The 17,356-nt window shown below is 50.5% G+C and carries 11 protein-coding genes; 4 read left to right on the plus strand and 7 right to left on the minus strand.

The window, feature by feature from the left end:
* Window positions 1-90: 90 nt before the first annotated feature.
* Together P0D77_RS16415 and P0D77_RS16420 are read left to right on the plus strand one after the other, a co-directional pair.
* On the plus strand, window positions 91-450 hold the full coding sequence (locus tag P0D77_RS16415) for an ArsR/SmtB family transcription factor (protein ID WP_277556201.1): 360 nt from the start codon (window positions 91-93) through the stop codon (window positions 448-450).
* The gene (locus P0D77_RS16420; RefSeq protein WP_277556202.1) at window positions 443-1,288 is read left to right on the plus strand and encodes an arsenite methyltransferase; all 846 of its coding nucleotides are present in this window, start codon (window positions 443-445) and stop codon (window positions 1,286-1,288) included. Before P0D77_RS16415 ends, P0D77_RS16420 begins: the two co-directional genes overlap by 8 nt.
* 489 nt (window positions 1,289-1,777) lie before the next feature.
* Here P0D77_RS16420 and P0D77_RS16425 read toward each other — a convergent pair whose 3' ends face one another.
* From P0D77_RS16425 to P0D77_RS16435, 3 genes are all read right to left on the minus strand, one after another.
* Window positions 1,778-4,036: an outer membrane protein assembly factor BamB family protein gene (locus P0D77_RS16425; RefSeq protein WP_277556203.1), complete on the minus strand. Its 2,259-nt coding sequence runs from the start codon at window positions 4,034-4,036 to the stop codon at window positions 1,778-1,780.
* Between the two features lie 422 nt (window positions 4,037-4,458).
* A complete protein-coding gene (locus tag P0D77_RS16430; RefSeq protein ID WP_277556204.1) occupies window positions 4,459-5,376 on the minus strand; it encodes a hypothetical protein in 918 nt (305 codons plus the stop codon).
* Complete coding sequence (locus P0D77_RS16435; RefSeq protein ID WP_277556206.1) at window positions 5,373-5,960, minus strand: helix-turn-helix transcriptional regulator; 588 nt, start codon at window positions 5,958-5,960, stop codon at window positions 5,373-5,375. Before P0D77_RS16435 ends, P0D77_RS16430 begins: the two co-directional genes overlap by 4 nt.
* 204 nt (window positions 5,961-6,164) lie before the next feature.
* Here P0D77_RS16435 and P0D77_RS17740 point away from each other — a divergent pair, with 204 nt between their 5' ends.
* Together P0D77_RS17740 and P0D77_RS17780 are read left to right on the plus strand one after the other, a co-directional pair.
* Complete coding sequence (locus P0D77_RS17740) at window positions 6,165-6,407, plus strand: MarR family transcriptional regulator (protein ID WP_432764870.1); 243 nt, start codon at window positions 6,165-6,167, stop codon at window positions 6,405-6,407.
* A gap of 427 nt (window positions 6,408-6,834) precedes the next feature.
* Entirely contained in the window at window positions 6,835-6,960 is a 126-nt protein-coding gene (locus P0D77_RS17780) for a DUF8118 domain-containing protein (protein ID WP_490396536.1), read from the plus strand.
* A gap of 719 nt (window positions 6,961-7,679) precedes the next feature.
* Here P0D77_RS17780 and P0D77_RS16440 read toward each other — a convergent pair.
* From P0D77_RS16440 to P0D77_RS16455, 4 genes are all read right to left on the minus strand, one after another.
* The gene (locus P0D77_RS16440; protein ID WP_277556207.1) at window positions 7,680-9,005 is read right to left on the minus strand and encodes a hypothetical protein; all 1,326 of its coding nucleotides are present in this window, start codon (window positions 9,003-9,005) and stop codon (window positions 7,680-7,682) included.
* A 53-nt stretch (window positions 9,006-9,058) separates the two neighbouring features.
* Complete coding sequence (locus P0D77_RS16445) at window positions 9,059-9,913, minus strand: AAA family ATPase (protein ID WP_277556208.1); 855 nt, start codon at window positions 9,911-9,913, stop codon at window positions 9,059-9,061.
* A 195-nt stretch (window positions 9,914-10,108) separates the two neighbouring features.
* Window positions 10,109-14,581 (minus strand): hypothetical protein, encoded by a 4,473-nt coding sequence (locus P0D77_RS16450; protein WP_277556209.1) that lies wholly within the window; start codon window positions 14,579-14,581, stop codon window positions 10,109-10,111.
* 55 nt (window positions 14,582-14,636) lie between these two features.
* Window positions 14,637-17,186 (minus strand): ATP-binding protein, encoded by a 2,550-nt coding sequence (locus P0D77_RS16455; RefSeq protein ID WP_277556210.1) that lies wholly within the window; start codon window positions 17,184-17,186, stop codon window positions 14,637-14,639.
* Window positions 17,187-17,356: the final 170 nt, after the last annotated feature.

The following is a 17,356-nucleotide window of genomic DNA, read 5'->3' on the forward strand; positions in this document are numbered from 1 at the left end:
CTGTGGCCAGGGTTCATCTTGATTCCAGAGTTTCGAGGGAGTCACCGAGGGGAAACATATTAGTGTTCACTTGTATAAGATAGTGCTAATATGATGGATGATGCGGTCACTGACGGAACCACCGAAGAGACAGATATCTGCTGCACACCACCCGGACACGTCGACTCGGATGCGATGGCGACAGACCTCCAAGTACTGACCGCGATGGGGAATGACACACGATACGAACTACTTCGCCGAATCTCGAACGCCAATGACGGCGTCTGCGTCTGCGATCTCGAAGCCACAGTCGGCGTCAGTCAGAGCGCCGTCAGCCAAGCGCTGTCCCGATTGTACACCGCAGGACTTGTGACGCGCCGCAAAGATGGATCTTGGCGGTACTACGAACCGACTGAAACGACCGCGGCCCTCCTCGAAACCCTCGACAATTTGCGGGGTTCCTATGAGTAACGATACTCATACGGTGGCCGGTGACCGCGACCCCGAGGAGACCCGCGAGATGGTGCGCGAACGGTACGGGTCTATCGCTTCGGACAGTCAAAACTGCTGTGGCGACGTCGGCATCGATACCACCGACGACGGTGGATGCTGTGACGGCACCGAAGGACCGTCCGGGAGCGAACGGCTTGGCTATGACGCCGATGATGTCGCGTCGGTCGCCGGGGGCGCAGACCTTGGCCTGGGGTGTGGAAATCCGAAGGCGTTCGCCGAGATGACGCCCGGCGAGACAGTACTCGACCTCGGCTCGGGGGCGGGCTTCGACTGTTTCCTCGCTGCAGAGGAGGTCAGCCCGGACGGCCACGTTATCGGCGTCGATATGACACCGGAGATGGTCTCGAAGGCGAGGGAGAACGTTTCGAAGAACGACGCCGACAACGTCGAGTTTCGCCTCGGCGAGATCAGCCATCTCCCCGTTGCAGACGCGACCATCGACGTCGTTATCTCGAACTGCGTCGTCAACCTCGCTCCGGAGAAACAGTTCGTGTTCGACGACGCCTACCGCGTTCTCAAGCCCGGCGGCCGCGTCGCCATCTCAGACGTCGTCCAAACCGCGCCGTTCCCCGAAGACGTAGCGATGGACCCGGACTCGCTAACCGGCTGCGTCGCCGGTGCGTCGACAGTTGCGGAGCTTGAAGCGATGCTCGACAGTGCCGGCTTCGAAGCAATCGAGATAGCACCCAAGGATGAGAGCACCGAGTTCATCAGCGATTGGGACGCCGATCGTGATCTCGGTGAGTATCTCGTCTCTGCCACTATCGAGGCCCGAAAGCCTCCACAAAACCCCTAGCTCACCGAAAATCACTGACGGGCCTGTCCAGAGGAGAATTTTGCGATTGGAGGGACCAACAAATCCTCTGATTTGTTCTCAAATACGCTTCCGTGGTCCTCGGAGAACATCCCTCTGCATAGTTACGCCCGTTGATCCCACTGGACGACGATAGTCAGTCGAATGAATTTACACACGGTCGAGAACCTCCACATCATCTTCGTGGCTTTCGAGAGGATAATCTGTCCCCCTCACATCGGATTCATCTCACCGGTGGGTTCGACTGTGAGTGTAGTTGGAGCGGGAGCGTCCATCCGGACTGCAGCGCGGTCATCCAATCGTTCGTGGGCGCGATAGTCATCGCGAGCAGCAGCGTGAGTGGTCTGTCGTGCCTGCTCGGTGGTGGCTTCGCTCGTGAACTCATTACGCAATATCGAATACCAGTTCTGCCTACAGCGGACGACCTCCGTCCATCCTTCTATGTCCCTATTTTCACGAAGGGGGGGCCAGTCAGATGAGGTCTAATCCACGGCGTGCGACATCTCGTCGTGATACGATTGCTGCCCGGTCGGGGAACGTTGTCGTCCCCTGATCATCAAACCAGACTTGAACAGCCAATCGACGTAGGGGGGAGAGTTTGGCTATGTCCTCCTCCGTAGCCTCGACATACGCGTCCTCGGAATCAATGCCAGCCTCATCAAGTGTTGAGCCCTCACCTTGCTCAAGCTCGTCAACGATGCTCGGATCCTGCGGGACTGTGTCCGAACTTGTGTCGAAGGTGACAGTGATTCCGCTTTCGCCGAAGGGATCAATATCTAATGTATCCAACTGTTCTAATGCATCTTCGTACTGGTCGCGTGCTTGCCGATAGCGCAACTTCACAATGGTCTGTTGGCCATTGCCGTGTTCGGTGACAGCCGTTCGAAGGCTTTGTTCAGCCGCGAGGAGTGCTTCTGTGAGCTTCTCAACCGCCGTTTGGTGATCGCGAGCGGTCTGCAGTTTCGCACGCGCTGTTGCAAGCCGCTCTTCGATCTCCTCGCGCTGGTCATCCCCTCGTGGAAGTGATTCTTGTGCAGTGGTGAGTGAGGCGATTGCGGCTTCATAACAGGAAATGGCTGTCTCATAGTCCTGGTCAGCCAATGCTTGATTTCCTTCCTCGAGTGCGTGGTTGCCCTCAGCATCAGCCGTCTGTTGGACCGCTTCGGTCGATTGCTGGTCATCACCGCTCGCTGAATCTGACCCACCAGTTTCTGCATCCGGTTCTGGGTTTCGGCGATGTCGACGATACAACAATCCTGTGCCTGCTATCAATCCCGCACCTGCTATCGCTCGTGCGCCATTTCCGATGTGTACATTGACCTCTCGTGTCGACGTCGCTGTATTGCCGTTTGTATCCCGGACAGTGAGTGAAAGCGTCTGCGCCCCCGGGAGATACAATCGAGTGCTCAATTGAGGACCTGATCCGAGTGACAGGTCCATCTCTTCCCATCGCCATTCAAACGACTCGATAGATCCGCTTGGGGTGGCCGAGCCGTCTGCGGAAAAGCTCAGTTCTTCAAGCGAGTCCCCGCTACGTGGGCCCTTGATCACTGCTTTCGTCTGCGCTGACAGTGCATACACTCCCCCGTATTCATCGCGTGCAAAGATGGTACCATCAGCGATGACGGGTGATTCGATTCCCGTTCCGTACTGATCGCCGTGTTGCGTATAATCGGGGTTGAACGAAGCGAACACCGATCCCGTCTCAGCATCAAGCGCGACCAGTCGGTCTCCACCAACGTAGACAACACCGTCTGCGACGATGGGTTGGCGTCCAACGACACCGGGAACTCCACTGTATGTCCAGCGTTCTGTCCCGTCATCTGCATCGTAGGCCGTCAAGCCGGAACGGTGTGTGACGAATACAGTCTGGTTTGCTACTGCAGGCGCACCGAACCGACCCGCGCCTGTAACCCGCCACTGCTCATACCCTCCAGTGGTAGAATACGCCACCAGATCACTATTGTAGCCACCTGCGACTACAATTTCGTCAGTAACAACCGGCGGCGTGTCAAGAAATGCCTTTGTCTCTGCCATCCATTCTTCTTCCCCGTCATCTACGTTTAAGGCGTGAATCCTACCAGTATGTGTCGGGATGAACACCGTCCCCTCGTGGACCGCAGGCGAATTATTAGGCCACGAGCCACGCCCCTCTTCTGTTGAAAACGTCCAATCTTGACTCCCACTATCTCGCTCTACAGCGTAGAATATGTCCGCGCTACTACTGGCGAAAATATGACTCTCAGTAACCGTGGGTGACCCAATGATATTCGGTTCGAGTTGCAATCTCCATTGTCGTGCTCCCGTCTGTGCATCGAGAGCGCCGAGTTGTCCCTGGTTCGTGACAAAATAGACTTCTCCGTCACGTACAGCCATTGATCCAGTAACCTGCCCAACAGACTGGGACCACTCAATCGACCCACTACCTATCGCTACGGAGTGAATTGACTCAGCGTCGGTAAAAAGCAGGTTGCCGTCCGCTATCGTTGGTTCTGCTCGGGCATCTCCACCGGCTACTTCTGTATTGACGTACCAATCGTACCAGATCGACTCTTTGGGCCCTGATTCATCTGGGGCAAATGCAGTATTTTGAGAATTATACCTGAACTGTGGCCAGTCTGATTCTACGGCTTGCGTTGCTCCGGCGGACTGGACTATCCCCTTGCTTGTCACACCAATGCTGGCAAGCAGTTGTGCGAACGACCGCCGCGACAAGCCTTCACAAACCATCGTGTTGGGATGTGCAAACTAGAGTCAGTGTCACTCTACTTTTTGTAATAAATAGCATATGTACTGGATGAAATTGGATTGAAAATGTAACAGTATAATCCTATTGAAGCTCTGAGTCGTCGCCAGGCGATCTGGACACCCGTTGCTCGATAATATGCTCACGGCTCCGTGGTCAACACGAGTGTACCGGGCGATCTCGGCTGACACCTGCTGTCAGTCGGTTCAGCTGCACCCTCGACACACATACCACCGCCGACCACCGCTCTTCTCGATGGACCCGCAGGTACTCGACACCCGTACAGCGGGTATCTATTCGGACACAGCGGCCGTCGTGTCTGGAGTGTAGCGAGTGGAGGGCGGTCAGCTGGTGTGCAACCGCCGAGGGTGACAGGGGTGGCGCTTGGGTGGGCTGACACCACCCGTCAGTTGAGTCTGTTCACCTCCGCGTCCGTGAGGTAGATGACGAGTCGGTTCTGACCGCGACCGCCGGTGTCTGCAACCACCTTCCGTGGTGAGTCACTCGCAAGCGATTCGAGTTTCTCGAAGACACGTCGGATCTCCGTTGAGGATAACTGCTCACTGCGAGCTAACCCAAGCCGCTCTTTCACCCCTGAGCCAGTCAGTGTGATTCGCGTCCCCAGTTTGTCCGCTGTTGTCCGTCCCCACTTTCCGGCGTGTTCGAGCAGTGTTTTGGCTCGCTCGTGGACCTTATGTACCCGATCAACGACGTCACTGGGGCCGTACTTGAGTAAGCGATTCAGCTTGTCCTGTTCGGCTGCGGCGTCGGTTGTTTCACTCGTGGAAAGTCCTGCCTGCTCAACGACTGAGTGAAGCTTCCGTCTGAGTTTCGCCGTCTCGTGTGTGACTCGTTCCACGGCCCCGTCTGTCCCCTGGCTGGTTGTGTTGGATTGATCCGTTGTTAGGTACTCCAGCACGCTTCCGTGGGCTTCGATGAACGCCGCCTGTGCGGGTGTGAGCCCACTGAGTTCATCAGACGGAGTCTCGCCTGTCGAATCAATCAGCACGCGCCTGAGCGCATTCACATCACTATGAGTGGCTTTCGAGGAGAGAATCGTCCCCAGTGGCATTGGATTCGCCTCACAGGTGGGTTCGACTGTGAGTGTTGTTGGGTCGGGTGCGTCCATCCGGACTGCAGCACGGTCATCCAAGCGGCTGTGAGCGCGTTGGGCCTCACGAGCAGCAGCGTGCGCGGTCTGTCGTGCCTGCTCGGCGGCCGCTTCTGCCTCACGACGGGCTTCGCGTTCGGTCGCGAGTTGGGCTTCGAGGTCGCTGACACGGTCGGCTAACGCCGATAGTCTGTCGTCGATGCTGTCGGTCATTGGGGTTCACCGTGAGCGTCAGCGAGGCGATCGGCGTGTGTGGCCAGTAGGTGAGTACCAGCGTCGGTCAGCTCGTAGTGGTTCGACCGACCATCGGCTTTGGATTTCGTGATGAGTCCAGCCGCAACGAGGGTATCGAGGGCGGGATACAGTCGGCCGTGATTGATCGACTCTTCATACCACGTCTCGAGTTCAGCTTTGATCGTGAGCCCCTTGACGAGGCTGTGGCGAGTGTTGCAGCGCGCAATAGCGGGGAGGCAATCGCGTTGGAATGCGGTCAGGCCGAAAATGCTGACCCCACCGTCGGGGATGAGATCCTCAGGATCAGTGTGGCGCAGTTGTGCAGGGATGCGGGTGTAGTCGGTGTCTGTTGGGGTTGGGGCACACCACTGACATCGTGGGTGATCTGTGTCAGTTGGGATGCGGTGAAATGCTGTGGTGGGTTGGGTGGTGACCTGACAGGCTGGCTCGTCGGGGTTGTCTGGGTCGGGATCGTGTGCTTTGGCATCGCGGCTAGTCGTAGCGAGGTAGTACTCTTGGTCGGCTCCGGCACGTTCAAGCCGGTGTGTGTTTGTATTAGACATGTCGTTGGGATAAACGACCCCACTCGGCGGTGCGGTGTCCTAAGCACCGCGTCGCCATTCCTCGTGGGCGGACCTGCCGCGTAGCGTCGCTGGGACCTACTCGAAACCGTAGACACTTAGCTCCTTCCACGTGGAAACTAGTTCCCGTGCGTGTTCTTTTGGGAGACAACTGCTATTTTGTTCTGGGGTTGCAACGAAGGCTCAATGGCGGGCCGGAAGCGAGAGACGACAGACGATCAAATACTACGAGCAATAGCTCTCTCACCTCATCCCGTCGTAGTTGCGTCCGAACTTGGGGATGAGCTAGATATGTCTCGGCAGGGTGTATTTGTTCGACTCCAGGACTTGGAAACTGAAGGCCTCGTTAGAAGCGCTAAGAAGGCTTCTGCAAGGGTATGGTGGCTCACGGAAGAAGGCCGAATTTCGCTTTCTCAAGGGGCTGAATGACCTTCTATCCACCAAACGTACCCGCTCCCAACTGATTTTCGGCAGACTGACCCACTGTCGAATAACGAGTTTAGACGCTTTGCAACACCAGTGCGAGTCATAGAGAAGGTCTGAGCAATTTCAGCTGTTGATGCGACTGGCTCGTCGATGTCTTTGATTGCAGCAATCAACTGATCATCACTGACCCTAGTATTGCCGTGTTCACTTACCATCAGCTCCGTTATTAGTTTCCGCGTGGCAAAAAGTTAATGACCCCTCATTGTGTAGGATCTGTTGAGAACAACAATCGCTCATTGGAGCTATTTAGTCCAAAACTCGCCTGGTAGGACAGGCGAGCGGTTGGGGTTCTCAGGAAGCTGAACCCATGTCAGCACACACGACGTCAACAGATAACGGTACTGTTCGCAACCACGACTGGCTCGGCCCGATGCCTGAGTTCGACTGCTACGGCAATCCCACGGGAGAGATGTACGTCGAATGCAGTGATTGCGGGATCGAAGTCTTGGCTGAATACACGGCGAGTGCAACCCACCGGCAGGGGTGTTCACTGTGAGGCTGTACGGGCGGACCTGCACTGGATGTGGCTCACCACTCCTGTGTGGGCGGCTTGACGCAGCGATCTGTATCACGTGTATCGGATCGGCCAGTGGAGTCCTGCAGTGACCTGTACTGCACGCGATCGCATCCGTGCACACGAGCTCGGTGCTGCACTCGCTGCAAGTGACCACGTGCTTGGGGTCTCCGTCCAGTCTCCAGATATTGGCCACCGCTCGGGGTGGACACTCGAGGTGACGCTGAACCAAGCAGTCGCCCAACCTGCAGTGTTGCGTATCTTAGAACGACACAATGCATCGCTAGTGTGTGCGATGACGCGGGGAGGGCCAGAGCGAATGGAGGTAAGTATCCGAGTGTAATCAGAAGAATAGACGGGTGTGACAGCCAAATTACCAGTTCTGCCGCTATCGAGTGAATCCCAAAGAAGGACCACGTTAGGGAGTTAAACAATATTGTCTAGAAGGCCAGGCCGGAATTTGAACCCGGTCTCTCGTCTTTCAAGAAGTTGACACGTCCCGAGGCCTGGAAACGGCGTTTTGACCGTCATCAGAGGACAGGTTTTCACTCTGTTTCTCTGATCGCCGTTCCGTCTTGGACTTCCCTGTTTTCTCCGGTGTCAGAGGGTTTCTGCGTAGGAGTAGTATTGTAGCGCACCCCCTTGAAACACCGGGCAAGCAGGCTCTCGGCCTGAGTCATAATACTAGTCCAATTCAGACGCTATATCCAACCTGCCTGAATCGCTAACGAAATAGCACTTGATACCGCGATAACCAATGTGAGAATCCCACCAATCTTCTGTAAGCTCTTGGCCGATTCATTCTGAGACTGAATCTTATTTTGCAGATCAACAGTTTCGATGGTCGAATTTAACTCTATGTTAGAACGGACTAACTCAATCGAGTCATTGTACTTCTCAACGAGGTCTTCATACTCTTCTTTAGCGTAATCCTCGACCTCACCGGCGCTATCCACAAGTGTAGCTATGAAGCCCTTACGTTTACCAAACGGTTCAGATTCTTTAAACGAGTGCTGGATACTATCACTTTGTCTCGATATCTGTCTCCAATTCTCCTTCATCTCTTGCCGATCTTTCTGTAATCCTTTCAATAAGTCATACTGAGCTTCGTAGTCTATAGAGTCCTCTAATGGTTCGTGCTCAGGATTCTTCTCGTTGTGAAAGTTGTAGTACCCATAGAGAGACCACATTAGCTTTTCAAAAATCATAGAGAGACTACTGTATCCTTGACGAGTATACGTAGATCCAATTGGATCACCATCCCTGCTGTACCGGCTTCCAGATCCTTCGGAGTGGAAGTTCGTAAGTATACTTCTGAATCTGAAGCTGCCTACAGAACTCTCAAACTTTCTGCGACCTGCGAAAACATATCTCTCCTTGTCACCATATTGCTGAATTTCTTCACTCAGATTAGAGACGTGAATATCGTCTATCCCGTACCAGAAGAGATCGTCTTCGCTCATAAAATCTTCAAGAGAATCAAGACTAGATTCTGAGAAATCAAATGACCAGAAACTTGGGTGGTACAATGACAGCCTGCCTGTATTCCAGGACTCTCTGTTCTTTGTGAATATACCAACTTCCAACTCGTCCGCTATCAGGTCACTAAGAGCCTCAACAATCTCTTCAATCAAAACTTCGCCCGCAGACTGGTACTGATGTCCAATATAGTCTATGTCATCATCACGCTTCTCCTGTAACTTCTCCTCAAACCCCTTTTGGTCGATAACGCCGTACATAATACACCGGACTAACTCGTTTGTTGACGAATTCCCTCGAAAGTAAACTGCTTCTAAGACTTCATCCAGAAGACCACTGACGGAGATCTCGTGGCGTGTCGTCCCAGTGGTGCCTGTGACTCGTTGATGTGTCTCTCTATCTGTTCCTGGTAAATCTTCTCGTGAATCTACCGCGAGATTGTTGAAATTTTCAACAAATTCATCTTCCTCATCTTTGCGGATCACTTCGACAACTCCGATAGCCTCCAAGACTTCGGGATAATCGATAGGAGGAGTATTGTCTGGCATATTCTAACGTTTAAGCCGACAAATAAATATCTTGGAGCGAAAGGATCTGGCAGTCAGTCTGAATCCCCAAGAACAGCGTCTTTGTGAGTGAGCTTACTTCGACTCTCTGAATCTGCCTTTCTTCCGGCTCTTAGTAGTGTTTCGAGTGCTTCCCTACAGTCTCCACTGTTCTCTGCCACCTGTTCCGCGATCTCCTCAATAACCTCGTCGGGTACTGTTCCGGGTTTGAAGGCCTGTTCCACTCGTTTAGATAGTATGTCTTGTAGTTGTGGTGCGTTGTAGGAGTTGAACTGGAGTGTCTGGCAGTTCAAACGCGATTGGCTTCGTGGATCTAGCTGTACCTTTTGAGGTGGTTGATTCGACACCATTACGATTCCCAGGCTGTTTTCGGCTTCCTGGTTCAGCATTTGCAGGTCGTAGATGATCTCCGTTTTCTCCTGCAACTGGTCGAACTCATCAATCGCTACTGCGACTCCACGGTTCTTGTCCAACCATTCCTTGAGCTTGGAGAGTAGTTCGTCGATTGGTTTTCCTTTTCGCGGCGCAGGATATCCGAGTTGAATCAGTAACTCAGTCAATAGTGATGAACGGGTGTTGTACTGCCAGGCGTTGATGTAGACTGACTTCGCCCGCGTATTCTCTTCCAAACGGTCGAATACATGTTTGACACAGGTGGTCTTCCCGACTCCAGCAGGCCCGTACAGCAACAGATTCTCCGGTGTCTTCCCTCGTGTTAGCGGTCGGACTGCGTCCGCTATTCTCTGTATCTCTGTTTCTCTGCCGACTGGTTCATCTGGGCTCATCTCTCTCTTAATGTACATCTCGTAAATCTGCTCCGCAGAGACACGAGTACCCTCGACTCGCGGCTTACCGCCTAAAACACCCTCCGTTTCGATTATCTCCGACATACTATACTAATTTTATTCATTTATTGATTTGAGAGTGTATGGTGGAGGATATATTTAATTACATACATCATATGTTACGTATTCCAACTCTCACCGTTAGTTCCTCGCAAGTGACGGGCTCGCCATCCCTTCCTCATACTCCAAAGTACGTTTCTAGAATAACACAAGGAGAGAATTTCTAAGACTGATCGAATACTAGACTCCAGAGTCAGCCAGAACCCCCCACTTCTGTATCCGATCCTGATGGGGCCACATTAATCTCCTAGTCCAACTCATTACGTTGGAAAAGAATTCTTCAGCGGCTATCTCTCCTTCAGTTCTCTTCACAATCCATAACAACTGAGGGAATATGGACTGATATCCTTGAGTATCGAGACGGCTCTTATTCCAACCATTCAGCACACTCTGCAAGGCTTTCTCCTCATCTATATCTAAGAGAGCATCGGCAACTCTCTCAAACCTGTTACTGCCTCCTCCCAGCCACGAGTTAATTAGATCACGCTCAGCGATCACATTCTCCAACAATAGAATAGCCTGTTCCTCGTTTCCCCTCTCTGCCAAGAGCCGGGAGATAGGAGCTGCAGCTGTCGGATTATACCTCGTAGAATCTACTGAATTGTTCTGAAGTAGATCACCAGCTGTAGAGAGCTCCTCTGATGTTAGATCGTCAAAATCACTCATCGTAAGAGGATCTTCTTCTGAATGTTGAGAAAGAATCTCGTGAATACGTTCATCCTCTGGTTCCACTCCCTCTGATTCCGTTTCATATTCACTAGACCCGTTTTCTGAATCCAGATCTTCAGGGAGATCTACACAGTATTCCGATTCCAACTCTCGGAGTTTCTCTTTTTGATCATCGCTGATGCCGTCTCGGACATAGTCGCCCCAACTCAAAGCCCGCAGAGCCTTCATAGCTAGTTCCTCCCATCCAAATTCATCGGCAACTTCAGCAGCCTTAGAGAAGAACGGTAGCTCCATCTGTGAGGTGGGACCGCTACGGACTCTCATCTCTTTGGAGTCTATCAGTTGATACAGTTCCTCTTCAGTCATTTCTCCAGGATTCTCTAAACGCCATTTCCATAGCTTGCGTACCGTCGTAGGTTGTTGAGCGTTATTCTCGGCTACGTGATAATTGATAGCACCTGAATCGAGGAGAGATTTCAGGAATATACCCTCAAAATGTTCGGTCCCCTTTCCATCTGTCATCTTATGTAGAAGATTTGCCCAGTTGATTAACTGGATAGCTGTACCGAGATATTGATCCCATTCATCGTCTGCAATATCTTCCAACCCTTCCCAGACATCATCCAAGAACCCATCTTTCCTATACCCATATCGGAAACAACGCTCAATTGCTTTCTCTGTATAATTTTCACCCCGGCTATTATATCCTGCTCTAGCCGCTCTAACAGCTAAATTCATAAGATCTCTTGACGGCGGCTCCTCCATAGGTGGCCTATTCAATAGCTCCTCATAACGACGATCCAAATTCTCAGGAAGAGCTTCTTCTGGAGGTAATTCCTCCCACGCCTGATTCAGACTCCTAGTAATTGTATCGAAGAACCGATCTCCAGAACCAATCTCCTCCGCAAATTCAAGAACCCGTCTCACAAGATCTTCTGACCCTTGATCAGCGACTTCACCGAATGCTTCTGACACCTGAGAAACTGCTTGCCAATACCAGGTCTCAGCTACAGTCCTAGCACTCTCATCCAACAAGTACCCTTCCTCAAGCCGCTCTTCTAAGTATTCCAGGGTAGCATCCACCCAAACCTGCTTTTGGTCCGAAGATTCACGGGTTGCGGCTGCTCCCATCAATGCGAGAAGTTTCTGAGTTTTCGGTTGCTCTACAGCAATTTCGTCTACAATATCCTGCAGGTCTTCGGGTGATTCAACCAAGCTCGCTACTATAGAACCGACGTAATAGGCATCAGTAAACCGAACACCGCCCTCACTTGAAGTATCAAGAGGCTCACCTAATTCACGAGCTTCAACGATCTCACGAATTTCCTCCTCCACGCCTCCACATCTAAGCAGGGTGTGCAGTGCGGCAAAAGATAATTCTGAGTAGTCAGGTGCATTAGCTCTAAGTTCTTCACGCCAACCCTCAGGTAGATCGTAGATTAATCCTTCACAGGATTCTAATGCTGCAGATTTGTCCTCGAAAAACCATTCCGGTGGCTCAGGTTGACTATCAAATAATTCAGGTTTTCTCTGAACAGCAGAGAGAACTTCTCGTGGAAAATGTTGTCCCGTATCTAACCGTTTGATCTGTTCTGCTACCTCCCAGAACTCCTCAGTATCTAAAACTTCAGAAACGACTTCGAAGTACGCCTCAGGGTTCATATCTGGCTGTTCGGATTCCTGATAATCCTCTTCCCACGACGCGAGCCAGTTTCGATCTAATTCACTTTCCCAGTTCCGCGCCACAGTCTGCATCGCTTCAAGCGCCTCCTCACTACCACCATTATATCCGCGAATCTGATCCACTAAGCGAAGAGCGTCATCACGTCTATCTTGAGCGGCATAGTATGTGAGACGCAAGTCGTCGCCTGTGTAAATATCAAGCATATTTCGAGCGACACCACCAAGGATTACACAGTCAAAAGCCGTGACGTAGTCTCCTTGTTGAAGCGAGGCCTCGAAAGCCAGATCTAGAGTATTGGAAAGATGGTCTAGTTGAATTCCTTTCTGCCACCATTGTAGAAGATTATCGAGAGTCGCTAGATCCTTGAGTATGGCCCGCCCTGGACCATTCTCGGCGTGGTATCTCAGACTCTCCAGATTTTGAGGAAAACTGATACACTGGTCAAACAGGTAGTCGAATAACCGTTTATGACCTTGAACAATTTCTTCTTGATCTAACAGCTCCTTTGTGTACTTCCTGAAGCTGTCGTGAAACACTCGAAACCGATCTCCTTCCAAGGACTCTAGAATATGAGCAAGAGGGGCATCCTCAAGACGTGTGCTTTCTAGCGTATACGGTAAATCAATCACAGAATCTATAGTCTCTTCACGCAATCCGGTAGGATTCAGCGCAACTAACGTGACCGCATCTCTCTCATACGGTTCTAGTGGCTCCCAGATCGTATCATAATACTCCTCCAGCTCTCCATCGACATGTGATGCCTCATCAATTACCTCCTCTATATCTACACCCTGGATTTCAGCTTTCGTTACAAGATGCGAAATAATAACAGGAAGGCCTCCAGAGACACCTGATACCCGTCCAACAAGATCATCATCCAGCGATACATCTCTTCTCTCAAGATACTCTCTAATTTCTTCTGGACTCCAAGAAGGTACCTCAATCTGCTGATCAACTCGAAGAGTGTCGTGAGACTCTGAAATTTCACGGCTCACCATGAATAACCCCAATGGATCAGGAAAGTCAAGCATCCCAATCTCTTCAAGAGCAGAACCCTCCGCAGACTCTGTAGCTTTAGTACCTCCAAACGGCCGCAATGCGTGATCTAACCCGTCGAAAATAAATAGAACTCTTTGATTTTCTTGATCTGCCCAGTGGGCCACGTTGTCAATATATTCTTGCAAATCCTCTGTCCCCGTCCAGACGGGAATCGAAGTATCCTCTCCAAACGCTTCTGAAAATGTTGAATAGATTTGATATGCGAGTTGATGTCTAAACCATTTAGGATCACTCCACTTCATCTCCAGCGAATCGGCGTCCTCAGGTATATAGAAATAAAACCGGAGTGTTCGACAATCTTCTGAGTCCCCCCACGCCCTGTGAAACAGTTCTATACCCACTGATTTTCCGCTTCCTGGAGCACCTTCAACTAAAAATCGATCACTTGGGTCATCATACGCCTCCTCAAGATCTTCAAGCCATCTTGGGTGAATATATTCATCAGGGAGTTCAAACTTCTGAGGAAATTGTTCTGACGGAATTAATTCTAAACGCTGTATGATCTCTTCACGGTCCAACCTTCGTATATCAGTTGGTTGATTTCTGGCCCATCTCGCTAACCCAACCGCTTTTTGTGTAAGTGACTCCGGATCATCAATCTCAGGATTCTCCCTAACATCCAAACGCGGAGCAACACCCCCTACAATACGTTCAAACAACTCTGTATTTCGAGGTGACTCAATTTCTTCTTCGTCCGTAGTTGTCCCTATACCAGGCACCCCTAGTACGAATTCTATCCCTTCGTCTTCTACGTATCCTCCTCTAAATTCAGTAAGCTTCTTTGCCTCAAACTCAAGACTTCCGAACAGTGAGAGGTTTTCTGTTTCATCTGAAAACTCAATTCCAGATCCAGTTTCATCTTCGAATGAAGTTAGAACCACAAAGCGTGACCCTTCATCTGCCACCCTACGAGCTTCCGCAGATTCGGATAAGTCGGTGAAATCTAATCCTCTTTCATTGGATCCTGTGAGGTCGCTAGAAATAAGCCTGTGTTCCGGCCCGTTTTTAACTTGAAGACAGGTTTTCTCACCAGATTTTTCTAGGACAATATCGTCGAATTTGTCGCTATTATATAACTTTGATTCTATAGCAACGGCATTCGCGTCTTCAAAGAAAACTGATAGAATACAAGCTCCAGCGAGAACATCTTGGAAAGTGTATCCCCTAGCCAGACCTGCCAACCGTTTTGTACTGGCGGAAACCTCAGCATTGTCGGATGTAGTGTCCGTTTCTTCTGGCATTAGATGTCCCTCCACCATTCGTAGCAGATTTTTATCGAACTACTCATCTCAGGCCTCACTCTTCCTCCTCTTGTGCGGAATTTTCTTCTTCCAGTTCTAAAGGGGTGGAAAGCTGTTCTATCTCAGATTCTGAAAGCTCAGGTAGATCTGCGTCAAGGGCGTCCGTAATACCTGTCTGCTTCAGTGACTCAATCGCTTCTTCACCCTTCCCTAGCTCCATCTCGGCCATCGCCTTATTGTACCACGCCTGATTATTTCCGGGCTGTTCCTCGACCACCTTTTGGTAGTATTCCAAAGCCTCCTCATACTCTCCCACCTCAGATAAGGCAATAGCGTAGTTATGATTGACTTCAGACATCGGAGGAAAACTAGAATGATCCTGATCTCGATCTTCTAAGAGTGTTTCAAAGTGCGGGATAGCCCGGTTAAAATCACCTAAGTTTAGATGGCAGAGAGCTTCCGCATAGACTGGAATAGGGCTCTCTGAGTTGAGCTTCTTCGCCCTCTCAAATGAGTCTACGGCGTCCTCAAATCTACCTAGATTCATCAAAGCTCTACCTTTGTTGTGCCATGAGTTCCAGTCCCCGGAATTCTCGTCCGTAGCTTGCTCTAGAAGACTCAGTGCTTCCTCTGGTCTCTCCTCATCGACAAGTATGATACCTTTTTGTTTCAGCACCTGAGCCCAGCTCGGGCGTAGTTCAAGAGCTTCATCGTAGCAATTGAGGGCTTCCCCTGTCTCACCTATGTTCTGATGCATCAAGCCCTTGTTTGCCCATGCTCGTGCAAACGAAGAGTTGATTTCCAGCGCCTCTTCATACAGTTGAATAGCCGCTTCCAGATTGCTACTCTCTGATGCCTCAACAGCTTCAGCATAATACTGTACCTCCTCTTCCAGCAAAATGTCGTAACCCAAGTATTCCAGTTTATTTCCAAGGGTATTCAATCGGTCTTCCAGACGTTCTGACTGACTTTCTCCCTCATCAACAAACCTTACCTGTGAAACAAATCCCTGATCCATCCACTCTACATCACAGCGAAATCGTGTAGCATTGGAGAGATTTTGATAGAACTTCTCTCTTTCATCGGGACTAAACTCTACTATAGCCCTGCTTTCTCCCGCAGGAACAGTCAGATTAGCTGTTAGCATAAAGAGCTGCTTCCCTTCACCTACATCCATTTCTTCGCCAAGCCTCTCCCCTACCTCAGCTCCTCGATCAAAAACGGTGTGTACTCTGTACTCTGAGAACTCGTCGGTTAGAAATATCTCCTCCACGAGCTTTTGATAGAGATTCTGAACAGTACTCCCCATCATACCCGGTCTGAATTCACCGACGTCATCGATGACTCCTTCAGAAGCTGCGTAGTACTTCAGATAGGTCTTATCAAACTCACTGCCGGCAAAAGATAGGTTCCCATCTTCATCTTCCTGGATCATTCCCTGATTGGAAAGAGAGTCGATAGTGTGTTCCTTGCTACTTCTCACCGAAGACAGGTTGTCGGGTTCTATCGTCTCCACCCTATCAAGGAGGCAGAACTCAACCAACCACTCCTTAGGAACCCTAGGGAACTCCAGAAGAGATACGAGAACCTGAAGTTGGTTTGGGAGTAACCGCTTGACATCGTCAGCTATCTCGTGATGACCTGACTCGCGGATTCTATCCAGTTCCTCTGCTACGTCATCCAAGACTTCCGGAGTAAGCGTGATTTCATCCGCACCCTCGTTGTAACGCCTGTACATATGGTGCGCTATGAGATTGATTTCGTAGGGTGAACCACCCGTTATACCGTGAATCTCGCCGACACATTGATCGTCTAAATCTTCTTCTTCGTCCTCTGAAAGCGGCTTTGTGATACACTCCTTGGTCTTTTCCTGTGATTCAAACGGTCCAAGAGAAATCCTCTTGAAAAGTCTTGACATAGGAGAGAACACCTCATCTGTTCGCTCGAATAGCTCTTCAGTTCCTGAAAGAACTAGATTATACCCATCGATATCAGAGAACACATTTCGGATCTTCTGTAGGATGGCATCGTTCTTAGACAGCAAATCAGCTTCATCTAAAAGCAGGACAATTGATTTCTTCCCATTGGATGCCACTTTTTCATATAGATCTTCCAAGTCGTCTGACAAAACTCTCTGGGGGATATCAGGATCGGGGTTTTGGCTCTGCATTGCTCGAAGATAGGTAGATCCGTATCCAAGTGAGACCTCAACGTCTGGATCTAGACTTTCAACCTTATTTCGAAAGCTATCAAGAAGAGAGTCTCCAATCACGCCTTTATCGGCCCCTTCAGCCATAATGCTGTCTAGAAGTTCTTTGAAGAATTTGAGCTGATCCTGCACTATCTGAGAGTCGAGAGAAATCTTAACAGCAAGATGGTCTCCCTCGTCTGCAACTTCTTCTACTCGGTTGAGTAGGCTTGATTTGCCCGCTGCTCTGTTACCGGTTATCCCGATGTGATAGTAGTTGTCGGCTGCTGCCTGCGAGAGGTACCGTCTAATTTCCTGAAGCTCCTCTTCCCGATCTGCAAACCTTTGCTCTTCAGAAACAGGATTGAGAAAATTGTATGGATTGGGTGTGAAACCATCTCCGTCTGATCCTGACATACAAGCAATCTTGTCTGTAACCTTGTTATAACTGAGGGAGCAATCGGAGTGAACCGTTGAGCAGCCAGTAGTATGTAGGAGCAAAGAACCAATCAGCTGAACTTGGATTAGGTGACGGAATTATTCGGTGTTCACCAGACATTCTTAAATCAGTTCAGTGATAATTTTGG

Origin of the sequence: Halobaculum limi (assembly GCF_029490015.1) — an archaeon.
In the GTDB taxonomy this organism is placed as follows: Archaea; Halobacteriota; Halobacteria; order Halobacteriales; family Haloferacaceae; genus Halobaculum; species Halobaculum limi.